17 protein-coding genes and 1 other annotated feature are annotated in these 21819 nt (G+C 39.4%); all 17 genes read left to right on the top strand.

Annotated elements, in window-relative coordinates; all coding sequences use genetic code 11:
* Nucleotides 1–8: 8 nt before the first annotated feature.
* The 17 genes from yihA (at nucleotide 9) to ccdA2 (ending at nucleotide 21817) form a co-directional block, all read left to right on the top strand.
* Nucleotides 9–596: a ribosome biogenesis GTP-binding protein YihA/YsxC gene (gene yihA / locus MFP28_RS06405; protein WP_002906637.1), complete on the top strand. Its 588-nt coding sequence runs from the start codon at nucleotides 9–11 to the stop codon at nucleotides 594–596.
* Nucleotides 597–950: 354 nt separating this feature from the next.
* On the top strand, nucleotides 951–1217 hold the full coding sequence (locus tag MFP28_RS06400; RefSeq protein ID WP_002906636.1) for a TIGR04197 family type VII secretion effector: 267 nt from the start codon (nucleotides 951–953) through the stop codon (nucleotides 1215–1217).
* Between the two features lie 23 nt (nucleotides 1218–1240).
* Nucleotides 1241–2737, top strand: coding sequence for a T7SS effector LXG polymorphic toxin (locus MFP28_RS06395; protein WP_002906635.1), 1497 nt, complete (start codon nucleotides 1241–1243; stop codon nucleotides 2735–2737).
* Nucleotides 2730–3566 carry a hypothetical protein gene (locus MFP28_RS06390; RefSeq protein ID WP_002906634.1) on the top strand — a complete coding sequence of 279 codons (837 nt, stop codon included), beginning with the start codon at nucleotides 2730–2732 and terminating at the stop codon, nucleotides 3564–3566. The genes MFP28_RS06395 and MFP28_RS06390 overlap by 8 nt, the downstream gene beginning before the upstream one ends.
* Nucleotides 3567–3677: 111 nt before the next feature.
* A complete protein-coding gene (locus MFP28_RS06385) occupies nucleotides 3678–4376 on the top strand; it encodes a glucosaminidase domain-containing protein (RefSeq protein ID WP_002906633.1) in 699 nt (232 codons plus the stop codon).
* A gap of 63 nt (nucleotides 4377–4439) precedes the next feature.
* Nucleotides 4440–5387 (top strand): homocysteine S-methyltransferase, encoded by a 948-nt coding sequence (gene mmuM, locus MFP28_RS06380; RefSeq protein ID WP_002906632.1) that lies wholly within the window; start codon nucleotides 4440–4442, stop codon nucleotides 5385–5387.
* A gap of 114 nt (nucleotides 5388–5501) precedes the next feature.
* A complete protein-coding gene (locus tag MFP28_RS06375) occupies nucleotides 5502–6299 on the top strand; it encodes a formate/nitrite transporter family protein (RefSeq protein WP_002906631.1) in 798 nt (265 codons plus the stop codon).
* 238 nt (nucleotides 6300–6537) lie between these two features.
* A complete protein-coding gene (locus tag MFP28_RS06370; RefSeq protein ID WP_002906630.1) occupies nucleotides 6538–6879 on the top strand; it encodes a hypothetical protein in 342 nt (113 codons plus the stop codon).
* A gap of 106 nt (nucleotides 6880–6985) precedes the next feature.
* Nucleotides 6986–7615, top strand: coding sequence for a hypothetical protein (locus MFP28_RS06365; protein WP_002906629.1), 630 nt, complete (start codon nucleotides 6986–6988; stop codon nucleotides 7613–7615).
* A gap of 110 nt (nucleotides 7616–7725) precedes the next feature.
* Nucleotides 7726–7861: a sequence feature (ribosomal protein L10 leader region), on the top strand.
* Between the two features lie 36 nt (nucleotides 7862–7897).
* Nucleotides 7898–8398 (top strand): 50S ribosomal protein L10, encoded by a 501-nt coding sequence (rplJ, locus tag MFP28_RS06360; protein WP_002897628.1) that lies wholly within the window; start codon nucleotides 7898–7900, stop codon nucleotides 8396–8398.
* A 72-nt stretch (nucleotides 8399–8470) separates the two neighbouring features.
* The gene (rplL, locus tag MFP28_RS06355; RefSeq protein ID WP_002900419.1) at nucleotides 8471–8839 is read left to right on the top strand and encodes a 50S ribosomal protein L7/L12; all 369 of its coding nucleotides are present in this window, start codon (nucleotides 8471–8473) and stop codon (nucleotides 8837–8839) included.
* A gap of 287 nt (nucleotides 8840–9126) precedes the next feature.
* Nucleotides 9127–14691: a ZmpA/ZmpB/ZmpC family metallo-endopeptidase gene (locus MFP28_RS06350; RefSeq protein ID WP_002906628.1), complete on the top strand. Its 5565-nt coding sequence runs from the start codon at nucleotides 9127–9129 to the stop codon at nucleotides 14689–14691.
* A 368-nt stretch (nucleotides 14692–15059) separates the two neighbouring features.
* Nucleotides 15060–16796 (top strand): ABC transporter ATP-binding protein, encoded by a 1737-nt coding sequence (locus tag MFP28_RS06345; protein ID WP_002906627.1) that lies wholly within the window; start codon nucleotides 15060–15062, stop codon nucleotides 16794–16796.
* Nucleotides 16797–16809: 13 nt separating this feature from the next.
* Entirely contained in the window at nucleotides 16810–18588 is a 1779-nt protein-coding gene (locus MFP28_RS06340) for an ABC transporter ATP-binding protein (RefSeq protein WP_002906626.1), read from the top strand.
* Nucleotides 18589–18644: 56 nt separating this feature from the next.
* Entirely contained in the window at nucleotides 18645–19199 is a 555-nt protein-coding gene (locus MFP28_RS06335; protein WP_002906625.1) for a GNAT family N-acetyltransferase, read from the top strand.
* A 421-nt stretch (nucleotides 19200–19620) separates the two neighbouring features.
* Nucleotides 19621–20949, top strand: a complete 1329-nt coding sequence (gene brnQ, locus MFP28_RS06330; RefSeq protein ID WP_002906622.1) for a branched-chain amino acid transport system II carrier protein — start codon at nucleotides 19621–19623, stop codon at nucleotides 20947–20949.
* 157 nt (nucleotides 20950–21106) lie between these two features.
* Nucleotides 21107–21817 carry a thiol-disulfide oxidoreductase-associated membrane protein CcdA2 gene (gene ccdA2, locus MFP28_RS06325; protein WP_002906620.1) on the top strand — a complete coding sequence of 237 codons (711 nt, stop codon included), beginning with the start codon at nucleotides 21107–21109 and terminating at the stop codon, nucleotides 21815–21817.
* Nucleotides 21818–21819 lie beyond the last annotated feature (2 nt).

Raw genomic sequence — 21819 nt, 5'->3', positions numbered from 1 at the left:
AGGTGCTTATGGAAATCAATACCCACAACGCAGAGATTTTGCTGAGTGCAGCCAATAAATCGCATTACCCTCAAGACGATATTCCAGAGATTGCCTTAGCTGGCCGCTCCAACGTTGGCAAGTCCAGCTTCATCAATACACTGCTTAATCGTAAGAATTTAGCGCGAACTTCTGGAAAACCTGGGAAAACTCAGCTGCTAAACTTTTTCAACATTGATGATAAACTGCGTTTTGTCGATGTGCCAGGTTACGGCTATGCCCGTGTTTCCAAAAAAGAGCGTGAAAAATGGGGCCGGATGATTGAGGAGTATCTGACCAGTCGTGAAAATCTCAGAGCGGTTGTCAGCCTTGTTGATCTTCGTCATGATCCGAGCGCAGATGATGTGCAAATGTATGAATTTCTGAAATATTATGACATTCCAGTTATTCTAGTAGCGACCAAAGCTGATAAAATCCCTCGCGGAAAATGGAATAAGCACGAGTCAGCTATTAAGAAAAAGCTGGACTTTGACAGAAATGATGATTTCATTCTTTTTTCCTCAGTCACCAAGGATGGCTTAGATGCTTCTTGGGACGCGATTTTGAGTAAGATTTAAACTTTAGTACTGATCTTGAAAGTTAGATAATTGAAGTTTAAAATTATGAGTAAAAAAACAACTTACTTCTGAAAATATCGGAAGTAGTTTTTTTATCAACTCTTTGACAATATAATCTATTATGTTATCTATTCTGAATGAAAAAAAGAAATCCTGTCAAGATAGAATGATAGATTTTATTTGAATTAATAATAAATATATTTTTTTGAGTTTTGGCATTTCTAAATACCTTGCTTATAACTTTTGTGGATAAAAGGGAGATGGGTGCTATTTTTATAGAATGATACTATATTTTTTAGCAAAAAATATATAGTTGTGATAAAATAGTATAAAATACAACTTGGAGAATAGAAAATGAGCGGTACACTTTTGAGTAATAGTGAAATTTCAGCTACCCACAGTAGAGAAATTAAGGTTGTGGCAGCTAAGAAGGAAATCAAGACCAATAAAGATACAGTCAGTCGTTATAGTGGTAATTCTTTAGCTCATAATCACTTAGATAAAGAAAAGCAGATGGTTAGCCAAATGTTGGAGTCTGTTAGTCAGTTTGCAGATTGTATTCAGGAAATAGGCATCAACTTTGATTTGATGGACTCAGATATTGCTTCTAAGATTGGATAAGTAAGGTAATAGGAGGAAATGCAATGGGTGTGAAAGTTGAAATTGGAACGATGAGTGTTCAGTCTACCTCAGCCAAGAGTGTTTTGGATGAACAGGTTAAGACTTGTCAGCTACTTATTGAACGCTTCAATCAATTTTGTGAAGACGATTCTTTAAAGGGTAAAGGCTATACTAGTGCCAAACAATATTCTAAGTCTGTCTATCTTCCTCTTTTGAATGGAATGCTTATTTATCTTGAAACACTTAGTCAAGCTATTTTTAGCTTGCATCCTAAGTATACTAGCGAGGTCGGTAATGAAAGTTTAGATCAAGATATTCTTGAAAAGCAGATTTCTGCCTATGAGATTATTAAACAGGTTCAGGAAGCTGTTCTTTCTCTTCCTGGTGCCAGTAAAATTATGTCAAGTCAAACCAGACAGAGTATTTCAGATAGCATTAATAATCTTTCTGATCAAATCTCAGTTATTCAGGAGAAATTAGATAAACTCTTAGCTTTTGATAGTAGCTCTAGTTCATTGTTTAATCAACTGTCAGATCTTAACCAAGCTATCAAAGAAGGTTTGACTTCAATTCAGCTCAACAAGCAATTCCAAGGAGGTGTTTTTCTTCTTCCGACTAATATGAGTTGGAAGAAGAAATTAGAGTCTGATAGAAAAACATCTTCTTTAAAAACTCCTCAACAACACGATCATTATAAAGGGAAAAGCAATGGAATCTATGGTGGTAATCAAAGTTCTCCTTTAAAAACTTTTCAAAAAGGTAGCAAGGAAGAAAAAAAACAACTAATTGATATTATTCAAAAATATCATCCTGAACTTGATACTAACGATGAAATTGAGGATTTTCTTGCTAAACTGCAGGACGAAGGATGCGCTTATGTAGCAATGACTAATTCTATATTTAGTCGGTTTAAGGGTACTGAAGAAGAGTTTCAAAAAAAGTTTGGCTTTTCAATGTATATAGAGAAGGATGGTAAAAAAATTCCAAATTATGATGCAGCTATTGTTGATTTTTACGCTAGTAAGGACAATAAGGAAAGATTTTTATGGTTTGAATGGACTGATGATAGTAAAGATAAAAATACTGAAAAAGACTATGAAATGGAAAATCCTAATGGAGACTATAAAAATAGAGTTGGTTATGGTATGACTAATGAGGATGTTGAGAAAAGATTCGAAAGTTATATGGAAGAACATAATATTAAAGTGGACTTTATTTACGAGCAAGAAGTTGGCTCGAATGCATTTTTTAAAGAAACTAAGTCGATAGCTCCAACTGTAGAGAATTATAATGAATTAAAAAAAGAAGGAGAAGTATACCTTTCAGCAAAAAGTGGATCTGTCTTTTATCCTGTAGATAATAAAGAAAATATTCAAGAGCTAGAAGGCGGCCATATAGTGACGATAACTGGAGTTACAAACGATGGTCGTTTTATTGTAAGTACATGGGGCGATCAATATACTATAGCTCCCGAAGATATCGAAGGTGGGTCAATTCAGGTAGTAAAGTATTATGAATAAAATTAAATTATTGTTTATTATTTCTTTTATATTAGCATTTATTTTAGGGGTGGTATTTATGTATATCCAAAATGATAATTATTCTCGACCGACAAATATTGATGTGTTTTATCGATTTATGCGAAAGACTGATATTAATCAGATTGATTTTGAAAAAGCTTATGCTTTGGGTCTATCAGATAATAAAAAAGAAATCAATAAAGAGTATTTGAACCAGCAAGATGCCTACCGTGAAATACTTTTCGATTATATCAACCGGCAAATTGATTTTACAGAATTTGATAAGGAGATTTCAAATCTAGAAATTTCACAGTTTTTCCGCTTGGTTAAAAAGCCTTTAAAAGATATTAGTAATCGAGAGATGTATTATTCTAGTTTATCTCACTTAGACTCAAGCTATCTTTATATCCACAATGATATTCATATAGAAAGATTAAGTGAAGAAGAATTCCAAACTTTAGAAGATATAGAAAGTGGTAAAATTGTAGATGAAGTAGAAAAAGAAGAATTTTTGAAAAAAACGCTTGTTAGAGTAATTTCATATTATGGGGAAGGAAAAGATAATTTTGCTGTCCAATATCGCGTACACGGAGGAGGAGCAATAAAATCTGATATACTTCATTCTTCCCTTCTTTTTTCTATTGAATATCGCAAACCTAAAAATGCAGGAACTTCAGATTATTATTCTGATGAGAATACTGCTAAGCGAGAATCTGAGCGTCAAAAATACGAAGAACTCGTTCCTAAATACGAGCATATCTTTTCAGAAAAACTAGGCGTTAAGGTTCAGATTGAGAATTCGCTCTATTCAAACATAAGACTCACATAATTATACTTTTTCTGTTTTTAATTGTTATCAATTTGTAATTTATCAGGACTATTATTCTGCTTTTTAGTATGTTACAATGGTATCATTAACATCTTATTCAGGAGAAGTGCTGTGAAAAAGAGAATTTCAAAAAAAGGTAAGAGAATCCTTTCAGCTTTATTCATCATGACAACGACGATTGCTGTTGGTTTCGTCTTAGCAAAGCATATTAATCCTGCTAGTGCCAATAATAGCGACCAGCAGCCTATGAATCAAACAGACTATTTCATCTCACAAATCGGTGAGCCAGCGCGTCAGTTGGGACAGGACAACGATCTTTATGCTTCTGTTATGATTGCCCAGGCTATTTTAGAAAGTGGATCAGGACAGTCTGGTCTGTCAGGTGAACCTCATCATAACCTTTTCGGTATCAAAGGTAACTATGATGGTCAGTCTGCTAATATGGATACTTGGGAAGATGATGGAGAGGGAAATGCTTATACCATCAACGATAGTTTCCGTTCATATCCTAGCTATGTAGAGTCTCTGCAAGACTATGTTGCGGTTCTCAAACAGGGGCATTTTGCAGGCGCATGGAAGAGTAATGCACCAACCTATCAGGATGCAACAGCTGCCCTGACTGGTGTCTATGCGACAGATACTAATTACAATGCTAAATTGAATTATATTATTGAAAAATACGATTTGACTCGCTTTGATTCACCACTCTATGAGTCTGGTGCTGGCTATATCGTTTACAATCCTTATCGTCAGCAATACACTACTCAAGATATCTTAGACGTCGATACCGCTTGGGCGAATAGATTTTAATAAAGACAACAAAAAAGAGGGAGACCTCTTTTTATGTTTAATCGTAGATTTTAGGAGTATTTCATGGGAAAATTTAAAGATTTGCTTGACAAGCAAGAAATTATTATTTTAGATGGAGCCTTAGGTACAGAGTTGGAAAGCCTGGGTTATGATGTATCTGGTAAGCTTTGGTCCGCTCAATACCTATTAGACCAGCCTCAGATTATTCAAGATATGCATGAAAGCTATGTAAGAGCTGGCAGTGACATCATTACTACATCCAGTTATCAGGCCAGTATTCCAGCATTTATAGAGGCAGGACTAACTTCTGAAAAGGGTTATGATCTTTTAAAAGAGACAGTCTTCTTAGCACAAAAGGCAATCGAAAATGTCTGGACAGGATTATCTCCTGAAGAGCAGAAACAGAGACCTTGTCCTCTAGTTGCAGGCTCGGTAGGGCCTTATGCCGCCTATTTAGCTGATGGTTCGGAGTATACGGGAAACTACCAGCTGAGTGAAGAAGAATATCGAGATTTTCACCGTCCGCGTATCCAAGCTTTACTAGAAGCTGGGAGTGACTTGTTAGCTATTGAAACGATTCCAAATGGAGCAGAAGCGGCAGCAATCCTCCGACTTTTAACTGAGGAATTTCCGCAGGCTGAGACTTATTTGTCCTTTGTTGCCCAGTCGGAGAATGCCATATCAGATGGCACTAAGATTGAGGAATTAGGGAATTTGGCTCAAGAAAGCCCACAAGTCTTGGCAGTTGGTTTTAACTGTACAGCTCCACATTTAATTGCTCCATTATTAGATGCACTTGGACAAGTGTGCAACAAACCTTTTCTGACCTATCCAAACTCTGGCGAAACTTATAATGGCTTGACCAAGACTTGGCATGACGATCCAGAGCAGGAGCGGAGCTTGCTGGAAAATAGTAAACTTTGGCAAAATCAAGGTGTACGGCTTTTTGGCGGTTGCTGCCGAACACGGCCAGAAGATATTGCTCAGTTAGCAAGAGGATTTAAGGGTTGAAAAGTTATTTTTCAATCATTTTTTAGAAAATTTAAAAAGGTTCTCGAAAACGTTATCAAAAGAAAGAACTTTGTGATATACTATACATAGTTTAAATTAATAGGAGAATTTTTTATGCCTGAATCGACATTTATCCCTAAAATTGAAGCAGCTTGCCGCAAGAAAGAAGCTTTGTTTGATACAAGTAAGGCCAAGTACGCTGTTCGTTCCATCTTTGCTGGAGCTTTTCTAACCTTTAGTACTGGTGCTGGAGCTATTGCGGCAGATTTGACGAATAAGATCGTTCCAGGAACTGGGCGCTTTCTCTTTCCTTTCATCTTTGCTTGGGGATTGGCTTACATTGTCTTTCTAAATGCAGAATTGGTGACTTCCAACATGATGTTTCTGACTGTTGGTACCTTTTTGAAGAAGATTGACTGGAAAAAAGCCTTAATGATTTTGCTTTATTGTACCTTTTTCAATCTGATTGGCGCCTTGATTGCCGGCTGGCTCTTTGCTAACTCGGCTGCTTATGCAGGGCTTAGCAAAGATAGTTTCATTTCTGGTGTTGTGCAGATGAAGCTTGCTCGATCTAATGAGCTGATTCTGCTCGAGGGAGTGTTAGCCAATATCTTTGTTAATATCGCTATTCTTTCCTTCGTCTTGGTCAAGGATAGTACAGCTAAGCTCTTCTTAGTTATATCAGCCATTTATATGTTTGTATTCCTGACTAACGAACACTTGGCAGCCAACTTTGCTTCCTTCGCTATCGTGAAATTCAGCTCAGCAGCAGCGGAAGTGCAAAATTTTGGTATTGGAAACATCCTACGCCACTGGGGCGTAACCTTTATCGGTAACCTCATCGGTGGTGGCCTACTCATAGGTTTGCCATACGCTTGGTTTAATAAAAAGGAAGAAAATTACGTGGATTAGAATGCAGCCTTAGGGCTGTATTTTTTTGAAAAAATATTTGAATTTTTACACTTCAGAGGTCTAATTCAAACCAAGTGTAAATTCCTTTCAGTTCTTTAGTACGATCTTTGACTAACTTTCTAGTCTCTTTTTTAATGTTCATTGCCTATCAATCTCTAATATCTAAGCAAAACAGTTGACAGAATTATCGAAGTTTGTTAAATTAATTTGGTATATTATGTAATCAAAAGGAGATGTTATGAATAAGATTACTATTCAGTCACCAGATGGAAGAAAAGTCAAAACCTTGTCACCATCCTACTCTATTACAACCTTACTATTTAGTTTTTTTGTCCCGCTTTTTCGAAAGGACTGGAAATACTTTGGTATTATTTTAGGTTCTTTCTGCGCTTTGCTTGTTATTGCTGTGCTTTTCATTCCAGAAGATTTGTTAAAGCCAACTGGAACAGCCTTTAATTTCTTTTGGACTTTTTTCTATAATCGTTTTTGGATAAAAGATCGTGTTTTCAAAGATGGATGGCTGCCTGCAGATGAAGAAAGCAGAAGTCTGCTTAAAAAGACTTTTCCTAATATGCCATAAAACTACTGGAATAAATTTTTTCTATGATAAACAAAGTTACATACACAAGAGGGGGAATGCGATATAAAAGGAGATAAAGAATTGAGTTTAGGAGGAACTGTGGGAAGTGGGAAAAAGATTTGAGTTTTCGCCGCTTAGAGCTAGAATTTTGATGATGATTGGTCCAGTAATAAGTGCTATCTTCTTTGGTTTATATTCGTGTAGTTTTATTTATTATACATTAAAAGAAGGATTATCATTTTGGCTAGATATGATTCGTGATAATTTTATGTTTATTCTTTTCTTTATTTGGATCCATATGAGTTTAGTCGAGTCTATCTATAGAATGATAAAAAATAATCTTTTGTTAAACAGTAATATTCAGGAATTGAGAGGTTGTTACCCTGAGCTTGAGGAAGACTGGCAAAATCTTAATGATGCGGACTACCTTGACAAAGATTTGCAAGTTTTGGTTTATGGCGATCATCTCATTTGTTACAGGACATTTGATATTGCCTACCTACCAGAATGTTCTAAGATAGGTGCATTTATGAAGGCGTCTGTTTTTCGTCTTTCCCGTTTTCGTGAGGTAAGACGAGTTCATTTTTCTGCATGGTACCTTGATGGCAGTGAATCTGAACTCCGGACAGATGAGTTGCGAAAGTTTATTGGAATGAATCAGAATGCTCATAAAGACGCCTTATTTGATTATTTAAGAGAGAACTTTGATTATATTGAACTCGAAACATACGACTAAGGGAAAGAAGTAGATATTAGTCAAGTAAGAAATTTGCAGAAAATAATGACTAAATTTAAAAAGATTGTATAAAAAGCTTGCAATCTTTTTTTTCTTTTGCTATAATTATCAATGGTTTGAAAAAACTGCCTAAGACAGTAGGGGAGCTCGACTCATAAAGATCCTACCGAGGACAAAACGTATCATGTAAAAAGAAGCGTATTGTACTTTCGTGTCTAGGTTTGGGCGCGTTTTTCTTTTGGAAAATTCCCAAGCAAAATAATTACGGAGGTGAAACACTAAATGAGTGAAGCTATTATTGCTAAAAAAGCGGAACTGGTTGACGCAGTTGCTGAGAAAATGAAAGCTGCTGCATCTATCGTCGTTGTTGACGCTCGTGGTTTGACTGTTGAGCAAGATACCGTTCTTCGTCGTGAGCTTCGTGGAAGTGAAGTTGAGTACAAAGTTATCAAAAACTCAATCTTGCGTCGTGCAGCTGAAAAAGCTGGACTTGAAGACTTGGCATCTGTTTTTGTTGGACCATCTGCAGTAGCATTTTCTAACGAAGATGTTGTTGCTCCAGCGAAAATCTTGAACGACTTTGCTAAGAACGCTGATGCACTTGAAATCAAAGGTGGTGCAATTGAAGGCGCTGTCGCATCAAAAGAAGAGATTCTTGCACTTGCAACTCTTCCAAACCGCGAAGGACTTCTTTCTATGCTCCTTTCTGTACTTCAAGCGCCAGTTCGCAACGTTGCACTTGCTGTCAAAGCAGTTGCAGACAACAAAGAAGACGCAGCTTAATCTTAAGCTACGCAGCGTAGCCTAGCTACGAAAAAATATTATAAATTTAAAAATTATTTGGAGGAAATAACAATGGCATTGAACATTGAAAACATTATTGCTGAAATTAAAGAAGCTTCAATCCTTGAATTGAACGACCTTGTAAAAGCTATCGAAGAAGAATTTGGTGTAACTGCAGCTGCTCCTGTAGCTGTAGCTGCTGCTGGTGCTGGTGAAGCTGCCGCTGCTAAAGATTCATTCGATATCGAATTGACTGCTGCTGGCGACAAGAAAGTCGGCGTTATCAAAGTTGTACGTGAAATCACTGGTCTTGGCCTTAAAGAAGCTAAAGAACTTGTTGATGGTGCACCAAACGTTATCAAAGAAGGCGTTGCTGCAGCAGAAGCTGAAGAACTTAAAGCTAAATTGGAAGAAGCAGGCGCTTCAGTTACTCTTAAATAATAGAGTTTCCAATCATAGAAATCAACCAAGTCGAAAGACTTGGTTTTTTTGTATCCAAAAATCATTTTTATGTTAAAACGCTAACCAAAAATAGGATTCTATGATATAATTTAGACAGATTATTGCGATTTAGGAGATATTATGAATAAAATAAAAGTTATATGAGATTGTTGATTAGGAGATTTTTATTAGGGGGATTCAGATGAATGAATGCAATGGCTTACGGTTGCTCATTCTCTGGTTTAAAGGATTTGTTATTCTTTTTAGAATAATTTGAAAGGGATTTTATGAAAAAGTTTTTTGGGGAGAAGCAAACTCGTTTTGCTTTTAGAAAATTAGCTGTCGGGCTTGTTTCGGCTGCTATTTCTAGTTTGTTTTTTGTGTCTATCGTTGGGGTTGACTCTGTTCAGGCACAGGAAAAGTTGAATGTACACTATAAATACGTGACAGATACTGAAATAACTCCGCAAGAAAAGGAGTTGATTGTAAGTGAATTTCCTAAAATGCCTGAAGGCAATGAGGAGACTTACTATCTTGTCTACAGGTTAAACTCAAATGCTGGATCAAAAACCTTACCGAATACAGGCGACAGTAACAATTCCAATACTATGATGACGGCTGGTTTGTTAACGACGATAGGATTGGTTGTTTTTGTTGTGTCGAAAAGAAAGGTTAAAAGCAAGTTCCTACTGACTGTTTTGGTGGGGGCTAGTGTCGGTGGAGGTTTGATACTATCCGTCAATGCGCTGGAAAATGGGATCTTGCTACAGTATAATGCGGAATATCAAGTGTCGGCTGGGGAAAGTCTGCCGTCACCAAGTGAAATTTCAGGCTATACCTATGTTGGCTACATTAAAGAAGAATCGATTCAGAAATTATTAGACAATAAGATTCTTAACAATCAGCAAAATGCTAATCTAGATAAAGAAACTTTAAACCAAAATAAGAAGCTAGATTATTCTCTTTCTTTTGATAAGAATGGGCTGAAAAATCAAACGCTTGGCGTCAATACAATTGAGCCTCAAGATGAAGTCTTGTCTGGCCGAGTAGCTAAGCCAGAACTATTATATAAAGAAAAGACAATTGAAACTGAGATAGCCTATGAAGAACAAATACAAGAGAATCCGGATTTAGCAGAAGGGACTGTAAGAGTAAAACAAGAAGGCAAACCAGGCCGTAAAATCGAAGTCGTTCGGATTTTCACAGTAGATAATGCGGAAGTTTCTAGGGAAGTTCTTTCGACAAAGATAGAGGAAGCGATTCCTAAAATAGTGGAAAAAGGGACTAAAAAGCTTGACGCGCCTAGCGACAAACCAGTAGCTTCTAACTTAGTGGCACCCGAGCAAGTCGCTCCCTTACCAGAGTACACAGGCGTCCAAGCCGGTGCAATCGTTGAGCCTGAACAAATTGAACCGGAGATTGGAGGTGTCCAATCTGGGGCAATAGTCGAACCTGAGCAAGTTACTCCATTACCTGAATACACAGGTGTTCAATCCGGTGCAGTAGTGTCACCCGAACAAGCGACTCCATTACCTGAATATACAGGAAGTCAAGCGGGAGCGGTTGTCGAAGCTGAGCAAGTTAGTCCATTACCTGAATACACAGGAACGCAAGCAGGTGCAATTATCGAACCCGTGCAAGTTACTCCATTGCCGGAGTATACAGGTGTTCAATCAGGAGCAATCGTAGAACCTGAACAAGTGTCTTCGTTACCAGAATACACAGGAACTCAAGCAGGAGCAGTAGTAGAACCTGAGCAAGTTACTCCATTACCAGAGTACACAGGAGTTCAAGCAGGAGCAATCGTAGAACCTGAACAAGTGTCTTCATTACCAGAATACACAGGAACTCAAGCAGGAGCGATTGTTGAGCCTGAGCAGGTAGAAGCTCCGCAAGAGTATACTGGAAACATCGAACCAGCAGCTCCAGAAGCGGAATATCCTGCTGAAAAAGCTCAAGAACCGAAAGAGCAGAAGCAAGAACCAGAAAAGAATATCGAGCTAAGAAATGTATCTGATGTAGAGCTGTATACTCTAACGGATGGGAAGTACAAGCAGCACGTTTCTCTGGATGCAGTTCCAAGCAATCAAGAGAATTATTTCGTGAAAGTAAAATCTTCTAAATTTAAAGATGTTTTCTTGCCGATTTCTTCAATAGTCGATAGCACGAAAGATGGCCAACCAGTTTATAAAATTACTGCAAGTGCTGAAAAATTAAAACAGGATATCAACAATAAGTACGAGGACAATTTTACTTTCTATTTAGCTAAAAAGGCAGCGAAAGAAGTCACAAACTTTACTTCCTTTAGTAATTTGGTTCAAGCTATAAATAATGATCTTGGTGGAACTTATTATTTAAGTGCTAGTCTGAATGCCAATGAGGTCGAACTAGAAAATGGCGCTAGCAGTTATATAAAGGGTAGATTTACAGGTAAGCTCTTTGGCAGCAAAGACGGAAAAAATTATGCTATTTATAATTTGAAGAAGCCTTTATTTGACACTTTGAGTGGAGCTACTGTAGAAAATCTGGCTCTTAAAGATGTAAATATCTCAGGGAAATCTGACATTGGGGCCCTTGCAAATGAAGCGAATAATGCAACAAGGATTAACAATGTCCATGTAGACGGTGTTCTAGCTGGTGAACGTGGCATTGGTGGCTTGGTTTGGAAGGCTGATAATTCTAAGATTACGAATAGTGGTTTCAAGGGAAGAATTATCAACTCCTATGAAACGAGGTCTCCATACAATATCGGAGGATTAGTAGGTCAACTGACTGGCATCAATGCAGTAGTTGATAAGTCAAAAGCTACAATTACCATCTCATCAAATGCAGATAGTACAAACCAAACTGTCGGCGGCCTTGCAGGTCTTGTTGAGAAGAATGCGCTTATCAGCAATAGTTATGCCGAGGGCAACATTAATAATGTGAAACGCTTTGGAAGTGTTGCTGGTGTGGCTGGCTACTTGTGGGATAGAGACTCTAACGAAGAGAGACATGCTGGAAGATTGCACAATGTTCTTAGCGATGTCAATGTTATGAACGGGAATGCGATTAGTGGCTATCACTATCGAGGAATGAGGATAACTGACTCGTATAGCAACAAAGACAACAGAGTCTACAAAGTGACTCTTGAAAAGGATGAGGTTGTCACCAAGGAATCACTCGAAGAGAGAGGAACAATCCTTGATCCTTCTCAAATTGCAAGCAAGAAATCTGAAATTAACTCTCTTTCTGTACCGAAAGTCGAAACTTTGCTGACTAGCACTAATAAAGAAAGTGATTTTTCTAAGGTTAAAGACTATCAAGCCAGTCGAGCTTTAGCATATAAGAATATTGAAAAATTACTGCCGTTTTATGATAAGGCAACCATTGTCAAATACGGTAATCTGGTAAAAGAAGATAGCGCTTTGTTTGAAAAAGAAGTCTTATCTGCAGTCATGATGAAGGATAATGAAGTGATTACAGATATCGCTTCGCATAAAGAGGCGGCTAATAAGCTCTTACTTCATTATAAAGATCATTCATCTGAAAAGCTAGATCTCACCTACCAATCTGACTTTAGTAAGGTAGCTGAATACCGTGTGGGCGATACAGGTCTAATCTATACGCCAAATCAATTCTTGCATAGTCATAGTTCAATCATTAATGAAGTTTTGCCTGATTTGAGAGCAGTTGATTATCAGTCAGAGGCTATCAGAAACACCCTAGGTATTTCTTCAGGCGTTTCACTGACGGAATTATACTTAGAAGAGCAGTTTGCCAAAACGAAGGAAAATCTAGCAAATACACTGGAAAAACTGTTGTCTGCCGATGCAGTCATTGCCAGCGAAAATCAAACGATTAATGGTTACGTCGTTGATAAAATCAAACGCAACAAGGAAGCCTTGCTTCTAGGTCTGACTTATTTAGAACGCTGGTACAACTTTAACTATGGTGACGTGAATATCAAAGACTTAGTCATGTACCACATGGATTTCTTTGGTAAGGGCAACGTATCACCGCTAGACACAATCATTGAATTAGGTAAATCTGGCTTTAACAATCTTTTGGCCAAGAACAACGTAGATGCTTATAGCATCAGCCTAGCAAACAATAATGCAACAAAAGATTTGTTCAGCACGCTTGCCAATTACCGAGAGGTATTTTTACCAAACAAAACAAATAATCAATGGTTCAAAGAGCAAACCAAGGCTTATATCGTTGAAGAAAAATCAGCTATTGATGAAGTGAGGGTCAAACAAGAGCAGGCTGGTAGCAAATATTCTATCGGGGTGTATGATCGAATTACCAGCGACACTTGGAAATACCGAAATATGGTCCTTCCTTTGCTGACAATGCCTGAAAGATCAGTCTTTGTCATCTCGACTATATCCAGTCTTGGTTTTGGTGCCTATGACAGATATAGAAATAATGAGCACAGAGCAGGAGCAGAACTCAATAAGTTTGTTGAGGATAATGCTCAGGAAACTGCAAAACGTCAACGCGACCATTATGATTATTGGTATAGAATATTAGACGAGCAAGGCCGTGAAAAGCTCTATCGAAATATCTTGGTCTATGATGCCTATAAGTTCGGAGATGATACTACTGTTGACAAGGCTACAGTAGAGGCGCAATTTGACAGTTCTAATCCGGCTATGAAGTATTTCTTTGGACCTGTTGGAAACAAGGTCGTACACAATAAGCACGGAGCTTACGCTACTGGGGACAGTGTTTACTACATGGGCTATCGGATGCTGGACAAGGACGGAGCCATTACCTATACCCATGAAATGACGCATGATTCTGATAATGAGATCTATTTAGGCGGATATGGAAGAAGAAGCGGACTTGGTCCAGAATTCTTCGCTAAGGGCTTGTTGCAAGCACCGGATCATCCGGATGATGCGACAATCACGGTCAACTCAATTCTCAAATATGACAAGAATGATGCGACTGAAAAATCTCGTTTGCAAGTCCTTGATCCAACTAAACGTTTCCAAAATGCGGATGATTTGAAAAACTATGTTCACAACATGTTTGATGTCATTTATATGTTGGAGTACCTAGAAGGGATGTCAATCGTGAGCCGCCTGTCCGATGTGCAGAAAGTGAACGAGCTAAGAAAAATCGATAATAAATATGTCCGAGATGCGGATGGAAATGATGTTTACGCAACGAATGTGATAAAAAATATTACAATGGCGGATGCGCAAAAATTAAACTCATTCGACAGTCTCATTGAAAATGATATTCTTTCAGCGCGTGAGTACAAAAATGGTGATGTAGAAAGAAATGGCTACCATACGATTAAACTCTTCTCTCCGATTTATTCGGCTTTAAGCAGTGAAAAAGGAACGCCTGGTGATCTTATGGGACGGCGTATGGCTTATGAGCTTCTGGCAGCCAAGGGCTTCAAAGATGGTATGGTCCCTTATATCTCTAATCAATATGAAGATGATGCCAAGCAAAATGGAAAAACAATCAGTATCTATGGTAAGACCAGAGGTCTGGTAACAGACGACTTAGTTTTACGCAAGGTCTTCAATGGTCAATTTCATAATTGGACTGATTTTAAGAAAGCTATGTATGAAGAACGTAAAAACAAGTTCGATAGTCTGAACAAAGTCACATTTGATGATACAAGACAACCATGGACAAGCTTTGCTACCAAGACTATAAGTACTGTTGAAGAGTTGCAATCCTTGATGGATGAAGCAGTTCTCAAAGATGCAAATGACAATTGGTATTCTTGGAGCGGCTATAAACCAGAACATGACAGTGCTGTCCACAAGCTTAAAAAAGCAGTCTTCAAAGCTTACCTCGATCAAACCAAAGATTTCAGAAAATCAATCTTTGAAAACCAGAAGTGATTGGTTTGAGATTGTCAACTAGTCTGCAAAGTTGCAAGTCTGAAATGTTAGGGCAGAGCTTGAATTACTCTTAAATTCAGACCTTCTTGCAGATAAGAAATGACGAACCTAGTGAAAACTAGGTTTGTTTTTCTATATAAGTCAAGCAATTAAAACTGTAGCTGGTCTGCTTTCAGGAAGTTTGCTTCTGACAGTCATTTATGAGGCTGATGATAAGCAGAAAAAAGTCTAAAATGACCTTTACCCTCCTTCATATTTTTGTTATAATATTCATATTAAGGCGTGCATTTGCGCGCTCTTTTCTGTGTTTTAAAGGCACTGAGTGCTTTAGAGTGAGTTATTTTTGAATAGATGGTGAAGGAGGAGTTATGTTATACATTTGGTCTTATTTGAAGAGATATCCTAAGTGGCTGGTCTTGGACTTTGTTGCGGCAATCTTTTTTGTGATTGTCAATCTAGGGTTGCCAACGGTGCTGGCTCGGATGATTGATGAGGGAATCAATCCTAAGCAGACAGATCGGCTCTTTTTCTGGGCTTGGGTCATGTTTGGCGTTATTATCTTAGGAGTGCTGGGGCGAATCGTTCTGGCTTATGCGGCTGGGAAGCTAACGACGACCATGGTGCAGGACATGCGCAATGATCTCTATGCCAAGCTGCAAGAGTATTCTCATCATGAGTATGAGCAAATCGGTGTGTCCTCTTTGGTCACGCGCTTGACCTCGGATGCTTTTGTACTCATGCAGTTTGCAGAGCAAACCCTGAAAATGGGTGTCATTACTCCCATGATGATGCTGTCCAGTATTCTCATGATTTTTCTGACCAGCCCATCTCTAGCCTGGATTGTAGCTGTTTCAGTGCCTTTCTTGGCTGTCGTGGTCATTTATGTGGCGGTTAAAACCAAGCCCTTGTCTGAAAAGCAGCAGAAGACCCTTGATAAGATTAACCAGTACGTGAGGGAAAATCTGACTGGTCTGCGCGTTATTCGAGCTTTTGCAAGAGAGGAATTTCAAGAGAAGCGTTTTGCTGACGAAAATGAGGTCTATGCGCAAAACTCCAATAAGCTCTTTAAGCTGACTGGTCTGACTGAGCCGCTCTTTGTGCAGATTATTATTGCGATGATTGTGGCCATTGTCTGGTTTGCCCTAGATCCTTTGCGGGACGGCAGTCTTGAAATCGGAAATCTCGTTGCCTTTATCGAATACAGCTTTCACGCCCTGCTATCCTTCCTCTTCCTGGCCAATCTCTTTACTATGTATCCTCGGACGGCGGTATCGAGCCAGCGGCTCAAGGAAGTCATGGACATGCCCATTTCAATCAATCCTAATGAAGATGGTGTAACCGAGACAGAGACGCAGGGTTATCTGGAGTTCGACAATGTAACCTTCGCTTATCCAGGTGAGACGGAGAGTCCTGTGCTGCATAATATTTCCTTCAAGGCTAAGCCGGGTGAGACTATTGCCTTTATCGGTTCAACTGGTTCTGGTAAGTCTACGCTGGTACAGCTGATTCCGCGCTTTTACGATGTAACACTAGGTAAGATTTTAGTGGACGGTGTGGACGTCCGTGAATACAATCTGAAGGCACTGCGTCAGAAGATTGGCTTTATTCCGCAGAAGGCTCTGCTATTTACTGGAACTATCGCAGCGAACCTACGCTACGGAAAGGAAGAAGCCAGCCAAGAGGAACTGAGTCAGGCGGCTGATGTAGCTCAAGCCAAGGACTTTATCGAGAGTCGGGAAGAGCGTTTTGAGACTCATCTGGCTGAGGGAGGCAGCAATCTATCCGGTGGGCAGAAGCAGCGGCTTTCTATCGCCCGCGCGGTGGTCAAAAAGCCGGAAATTTATATCTTCGACGACTCTTTTTCTGCTCTAGATTATAAGACAGATGCGGTGCTTCGTCGTCGCCTCAAGGAAGTGACAGGTCAGGCAACGGTGCTGATTGTAGCCCAACGGGTGGGAACCATCATGGACGCTGACCAAATTATCGTCTTGGATCAGGGTGAAATCGTTGGACGCGGGAAGCATGAAGAGTTGATGGAAACCAACGATATCTATCGTGAAATTGCGGATTCACAGCTGAAAAATCAAGCTTTGACAGAGGAATAGAAAGGAGACTGACATGAAAAACACATCAAGTTTTGCTCGTCTGTGGAGCTACCTAAAAGTTTATAAATTTGCAGTCGCCTTTGCGATCTTCCTCAAAATCCTCAGCGTCGTTATGAGTGTCGTCGAACCCTTTGTCTTAGGTTTAGCCATTACTGAACTGACAAATAATTTGCTGGATATGGCAAAGGGAGTAGCTGGTGCCCAGATTAATGTGTCCTATGTTGGCTGGGTCATGGTCTTGTATTTTGTGCGGGCGATTTTTTATGAAATCGGTTCTTACTATTCTAATTTCTTTATGACCAATGCAGTGCAGGCTACCATTCGTGACTTGCGCAATGAACTTAGCCATAAGATTAATCGTATCCCCGTTTCTTACTTTGACAAGCATCAGTTTGGTGACTTGCTAGGGCGTTTTACCAGCGATGTCGAAGCTGTTTCAAATGCCTTGCAGCAGTCTTTTCTGCAGGTTATCAATGCAGTCTTCACTCTGATCTTGGTTATCGTCATGGTATTGGTGCTCAATTTGCAACTGGGAGTAATTGTGGTTGTTTCGATTCCGATTACCTACCTTAGTGCTTGCTTTATCGTGAAGAAATCCCAGCCTTACTTTAAACAGCAGGCAGATGCACTGGGAGCTATGAATGGCTTTGTTCAGGAAAATCTGACTGGTTTTAATATTTTGAAGCTCTATGTCAGAGAAGAAAGCTCTCAGGAAGATTTTCGTCAAATTACGCAAAACCTGCAGAAAGTAGGTTTTAAAGCCAGCTTTATTTCTGGTTTGATGATGCCTGTTTTGAATGTTATTTCAGATCTGACCTACCTCTTGCTGGCTCTGCTGGGTGGCCTTCAGGTTATTGCTGGGCGCCTGACAGTCGGGAATATGCAGGCTTTTGTTCAATATGTCTGGCAGATTAACCAGCCTATTCAAAACCTAACTCAGCTAGCAGGTCAGCTACAGAGTGCCAAGTCCTCTTTGGACCGGATTTTCCAAGTGCTGGACGAAGCAGACGAAGTCAATGATAGGGCAGAAAAGCTGGAGCAAGATCTGACAGGTCAGGTTAGCTTCAAGGATGTGGACTTCCAGTATGTAGCAGACAAGCCGCTTATTCGGAATTTCAATCTGGAGGTCAAACCTGGAGAAATGGTCGCCATTGTAGGTCCGACTGGTGCTGGTAAGACCACGCTGATTAATTTGCTCATGCGTTTCTACGATGTGACCAAAGGCGCGATTACTGTGGATGGGCATGACATTCGCCATCTGTCCCGTCAGGACTATCGCAAACAGTTTGGTATGGTGCTGCAGGATGCTTGGCTTTACGAAGGGACTATCAAGGAAAACCTTCGTTTTGGTAATCTGCAAGCCACTGATGAAGAAATTGTAGAGGCAGCAAAGGCAGCTAATGTGGACCATTTTATCCGTACCTTGCCAGGCGGCTACAATATGGAAATGAACCAAGAATCCAGCAATATCTCACTTGGTCAGAAGCAGTTGCTTACGATTGCGAGGGCTCTTTTGGCTAATCCTAAGATTTTGATTTTGGATGAAGCGACCTCGTCTGTCGATACACGGCTGGAGCTCCTGATTCAGAAAGCTATGAAGACACTCATGCAGGGTCGGATCAGTTTTGTCATTGCCCACCGACTGTCGACCATTCAAGAAGCGGATAAGATTTTGGTGCTCAAGGATGGTCAGATTATCGAGCAAGGTAATCATGAGAGCCTCTTGGCTGATAAAGGATTTTATTATGACCTCTATCAGAGTCAATTTTCTAAAAAAGCAGAAGAAGCTTGATAATGCTTGCTAAATTTTTTGACAACTGCTAGAATATTAAGCAAAGTGAGGTAGCAATGTCTTTAACTAGTCAAATTATTACAGCAGAATTTCCCGATTTGGATAAGGTTGAGGCCTTAAACCGCGAGGCTTTTCCTGTAGAGGAATGGGTGCCTATCAGCGAATTTCTCCGTTATACAAACGATAAGCGGTCTCATTTCTTTGCCTTCTACAATGAGGAAGAATTTGTTGGTTTTGCTTTTGCAGTTTATAACGAAAAAATGTTCTATGTCAGCTTCTTTGCGATTATGCCGCACCTTCGCAGCCATGGCTATGGGGGAGAAATTATTCATAAACTGACAGAGTTTTATCAAAAGACCATGGTTCTTGAGGTAGAACGTGTCGATGAAGAATGTGATAATTTAGAGCAACGTCAAGCACGTATGGATTTCTATAAGCATAACGGCTTTCGAACGACCAATGCCTTTCTGGAATATGAAGGATTAAGCTTTGAAATCCTGTATTTGGGAGACCACTTTGATGAGGAGGCTTATCGAGATATTTTCCATATGCTGCAAGAGAAGAACTTTTTTGAATTCGAAATTAAGTACCGAAGATTTAGCGATGTATAAAGAGTGCTAAATGATTTATAGCCATTTTTAAAAGGTTGAGATAGGATGTCTCAACCTTTTCACCTTGAAAAATCTCTTTTATTTTGTTTTGAATCGAGAAGTACAAGATTGCGTTTTTCATGAATTAATCAACAGTAGAGTGTGTCCGTTTAAATAAAGGAAACTATCTAAAATATAGGTAATAGTGGGGTTAGCAGAATACGATTTAAAACAAAAAGCGTTATTTCGTTTTATAACATTCAAAATCTCCAAAAAATCTGTGAATAAGCGAGGAATTTGCTCAAAATTCCAGATAAATGATTCGATTTAAATCATATATTTTTTTGATTTGAATCAATATTCTGAAAAAGTTAAAAGTCTTGCGGAGCGGGCCATTTCCGTATATAATGATAAGGCATGAAAAAATTTAAAGGAGATTCCTGTGATTAAAAAAGGTGCCTTGACAGGCTTGCTCTTATTTGGAATATTTTTTGGTGCTGGGAACTTGATTTTTCCGCCCTCGCTTGGGACATTATCTGGCCAGCATTTTTGGCCAGCTATTGCAGGATTTGTTCTGTCTGGGGTTGGACTTGCTGTTCTGACTTTGATTATTGGAACGCTCAATCCTAAGGGCTATATCCACGAGATTTCTCAGAAGATTGCGCCTTGGTTTGCTATTGTCTATCTTGTAGCTTTGTATCTGTCAATCGGGCCCTTCTTTGCTATCCCGCGGACTGCGACGGTGGCCTATGAAGTTGGTATCGCTCCTATGCTGTCTAAAAATATGACAGGTATCGGGTTGATTGTTTTCACGACCCTTTACTTTGCGGCTGCTTATCTGATTTCTTTGAATCCATCTAAGATTTTGGATCGAATTGGACGTATTCTGACGCCGGTTTTTGCAGTTTTGATCATCATCTTAGTCATTCTAGGAGCTTTGAAATACGGAACAACGACACCTCAGCAGGCTGCGGAAGCTTATTCTGCGTCAGCTTTTGGGCAAGGGTTCTTGGAAGGTTATAACACTTTGGATGCCTTGGCTTCTGTGGCTTTCAGTGTCATTGCGGTAACAACTCTTAACCAGCTAGGTTTCAAGAATAAAAAGGAATATGTTTTAACCATCTGGGTTGTTGGTTTGATGGTAGCCTTGGGTTTTAGCGCCATGTATATCGGTTTGGCTTTTCTGGGCAATCATTTCCCAGTTCCAGCCGAGATTATTGCCAAAGGCAATCCAGGTGTTTATGTCCTATCGCAGGCGACACAGGCTATCTTTGGACCTACAGCACAGATTTTCCTTGCAGCTATGGTTACTGTGACTTGTTTTACAACAACTGCGGGACTTATTGTATCGACTGGGGAATTCTTCCATAAAACTTTCCCTAAGGTATCTTATAAAGTTTACGCAACTGTCTTTACTTTGATTGGATTTGCGATTGCCAATCTTGGCCTCAATGCCATTATCCAATATTCTGTTCCAGTCTTGCAAATTCTCTATCCAATTACCATTGTTATCGTACTGATTGTCATTGTCAATAAATTCTTGCCACTATCCAAAATCGGTATGCAATTGACAGTAGCAGCAGTGACTGTGATTTCCTTTGCGGGCATTCTTGGGCAGCAGTTCAATATTACAAAGGTAAGTGATATTGTAAATGCCCTTCCGTTTGCTCAGACTTCCCTGCCTTGGTTGGTGCCAGCTCTAGTTGGAATCCTACTTTCTCTCTTTTTGCCAAATAAGCAGAAGAGTGAGCGCTTTGAGATAGAAAGCTAATAGATGACATACGCCACAATGTGGTGGATGTTTTTGCCAAATCCAGAAATCTCAAGCAATATAACATCAAATTCAAGTTTTTTCAAATCTATCTCCCTATTTTTAGGGAGATTTTTATTTTATACTAGAGTCAGAAATTGATAGAGAGGTTTTTTAAATGGCAACAAGTTTTTTGTTCTTTATTTCTGTTTTTCTGGCGGGGATTCTCTCTTTTTTCTCGCCCTGTATTTTACCGCTGATGCCAGTCTATGTGGGGATTTTGCTGGATACAGAACATCCGAAAACGGTTCGGTTTATGGGAAAAGACATTTCCTGGTATGGTCTAGCTAAGACGCTCTGCTTTATAGCTGGCTTATCAACTGTATTCTTAGTTTTAGGCTACGGAGCTGGCGCGCTAGGGCAAGTCCTCTATGCCCCTTGGTTTCGCTACTTTTTGGGCGGGTTTGTCATTCTACTGGGAATCCACCAGATGGGAATCATTAATATCCAGCAGCTGCAAAAGCAAAAGAGCATCCAACTTAAAAAGAATAGTAAAAGAAGTGACTTTCTTAACGCTTTTCTCTTGGGGATTACCTTTAGCTTTGGTTGGACGCCCTGTGTGGGACCTGTTCTGAGTTCTGTTTTAGCAATTGCAGCTTCTGGAGGTAACGGCGCTCTTCAGGGAGGCTTGCTTATGTTGGTTTATACACTTGGATTAGCGCTTCCATTTCTAGCAATGGCTTTGGCTTCTGGCTGGGTATTACAGCGCTTTGCAAAACTCAAACCTTATATGGGAACGCTTAAGAAAATCGGCGGAGCACTCATCATTCTCATGGGAATTTTGCTAATGCTTGGAAATTTAAACGCCTTAGCATCATTATTTGGATAAAA

The organism is Streptococcus sanguinis (assembly GCF_050234405.1).
GTDB lineage: Bacteria > Bacillota > Bacilli > Lactobacillales > Streptococcaceae > Streptococcus > Streptococcus sanguinis_W.
Note: the sequence above shows the minus strand (reverse complement) of the source record. Positions and strands in the feature narration are given on the sequence as shown.

Bases quoted from the DNA above. Each gene is read 5' to 3' on its own strand.
- yihA (WP_002906637.1), top strand. From the start codon at position 9: ATGGAAATCAATACCCACAACGCAGAGATTTTGCTGAGTGCAGCCAAT.
- MFP28_RS06400 (WP_002906636.1), top strand. From the start codon at position 951: ATGAGCGGTACACTTTTGAGTAATAGTGAAATTTCAGCTACCCACAGT.
- MFP28_RS06395 (WP_002906635.1), top strand. From the start codon at position 1,241: ATGGGTGTGAAAGTTGAAATTGGAACGATGAGTGTTCAGTCTACCTCA.
- MFP28_RS06390 (WP_002906634.1), top strand. From the start codon at position 2,730: ATGAATAAAATTAAATTATTGTTTATTATTTCTTTTATATTAGCATTT.
- mmuM (WP_002906632.1), top strand. From the start codon at position 4,440: ATGGGAAAATTTAAAGATTTGCTTGACAAGCAAGAAATTATTATTTTA.
- MFP28_RS06375 (WP_002906631.1), top strand. From the start codon at position 5,502: ATGCCTGAATCGACATTTATCCCTAAAATTGAAGCAGCTTGCCGCAAG.
- MFP28_RS06370 (WP_002906630.1), top strand. From the start codon at position 6,538: ATGAATAAGATTACTATTCAGTCACCAGATGGAAGAAAAGTCAAAACC.
- rplJ (WP_002897628.1), top strand. From the start codon at position 7,898: ATGAGTGAAGCTATTATTGCTAAAAAAGCGGAACTGGTTGACGCAGTT.
- rplL (WP_002900419.1), top strand. From the start codon at position 8,471: ATGGCATTGAACATTGAAAACATTATTGCTGAAATTAAAGAAGCTTCA.
- MFP28_RS06350 (WP_002906628.1), top strand. From the start codon at position 9,127: ATGAAAAAGTTTTTTGGGGAGAAGCAAACTCGTTTTGCTTTTAGAAAA.
- MFP28_RS06345 (WP_002906627.1), top strand. From the start codon at position 15,060: ATGTTATACATTTGGTCTTATTTGAAGAGATATCCTAAGTGGCTGGTC.
- MFP28_RS06340 (WP_002906626.1), top strand. From the start codon at position 16,810: ATGAAAAACACATCAAGTTTTGCTCGTCTGTGGAGCTACCTAAAAGTT.
- MFP28_RS06335 (WP_002906625.1), top strand. From the start codon at position 18,645: ATGTCTTTAACTAGTCAAATTATTACAGCAGAATTTCCCGATTTGGAT.
- ccdA2 (WP_002906620.1), top strand. From the start codon at position 21,107: ATGGCAACAAGTTTTTTGTTCTTTATTTCTGTTTTTCTGGCGGGGATT.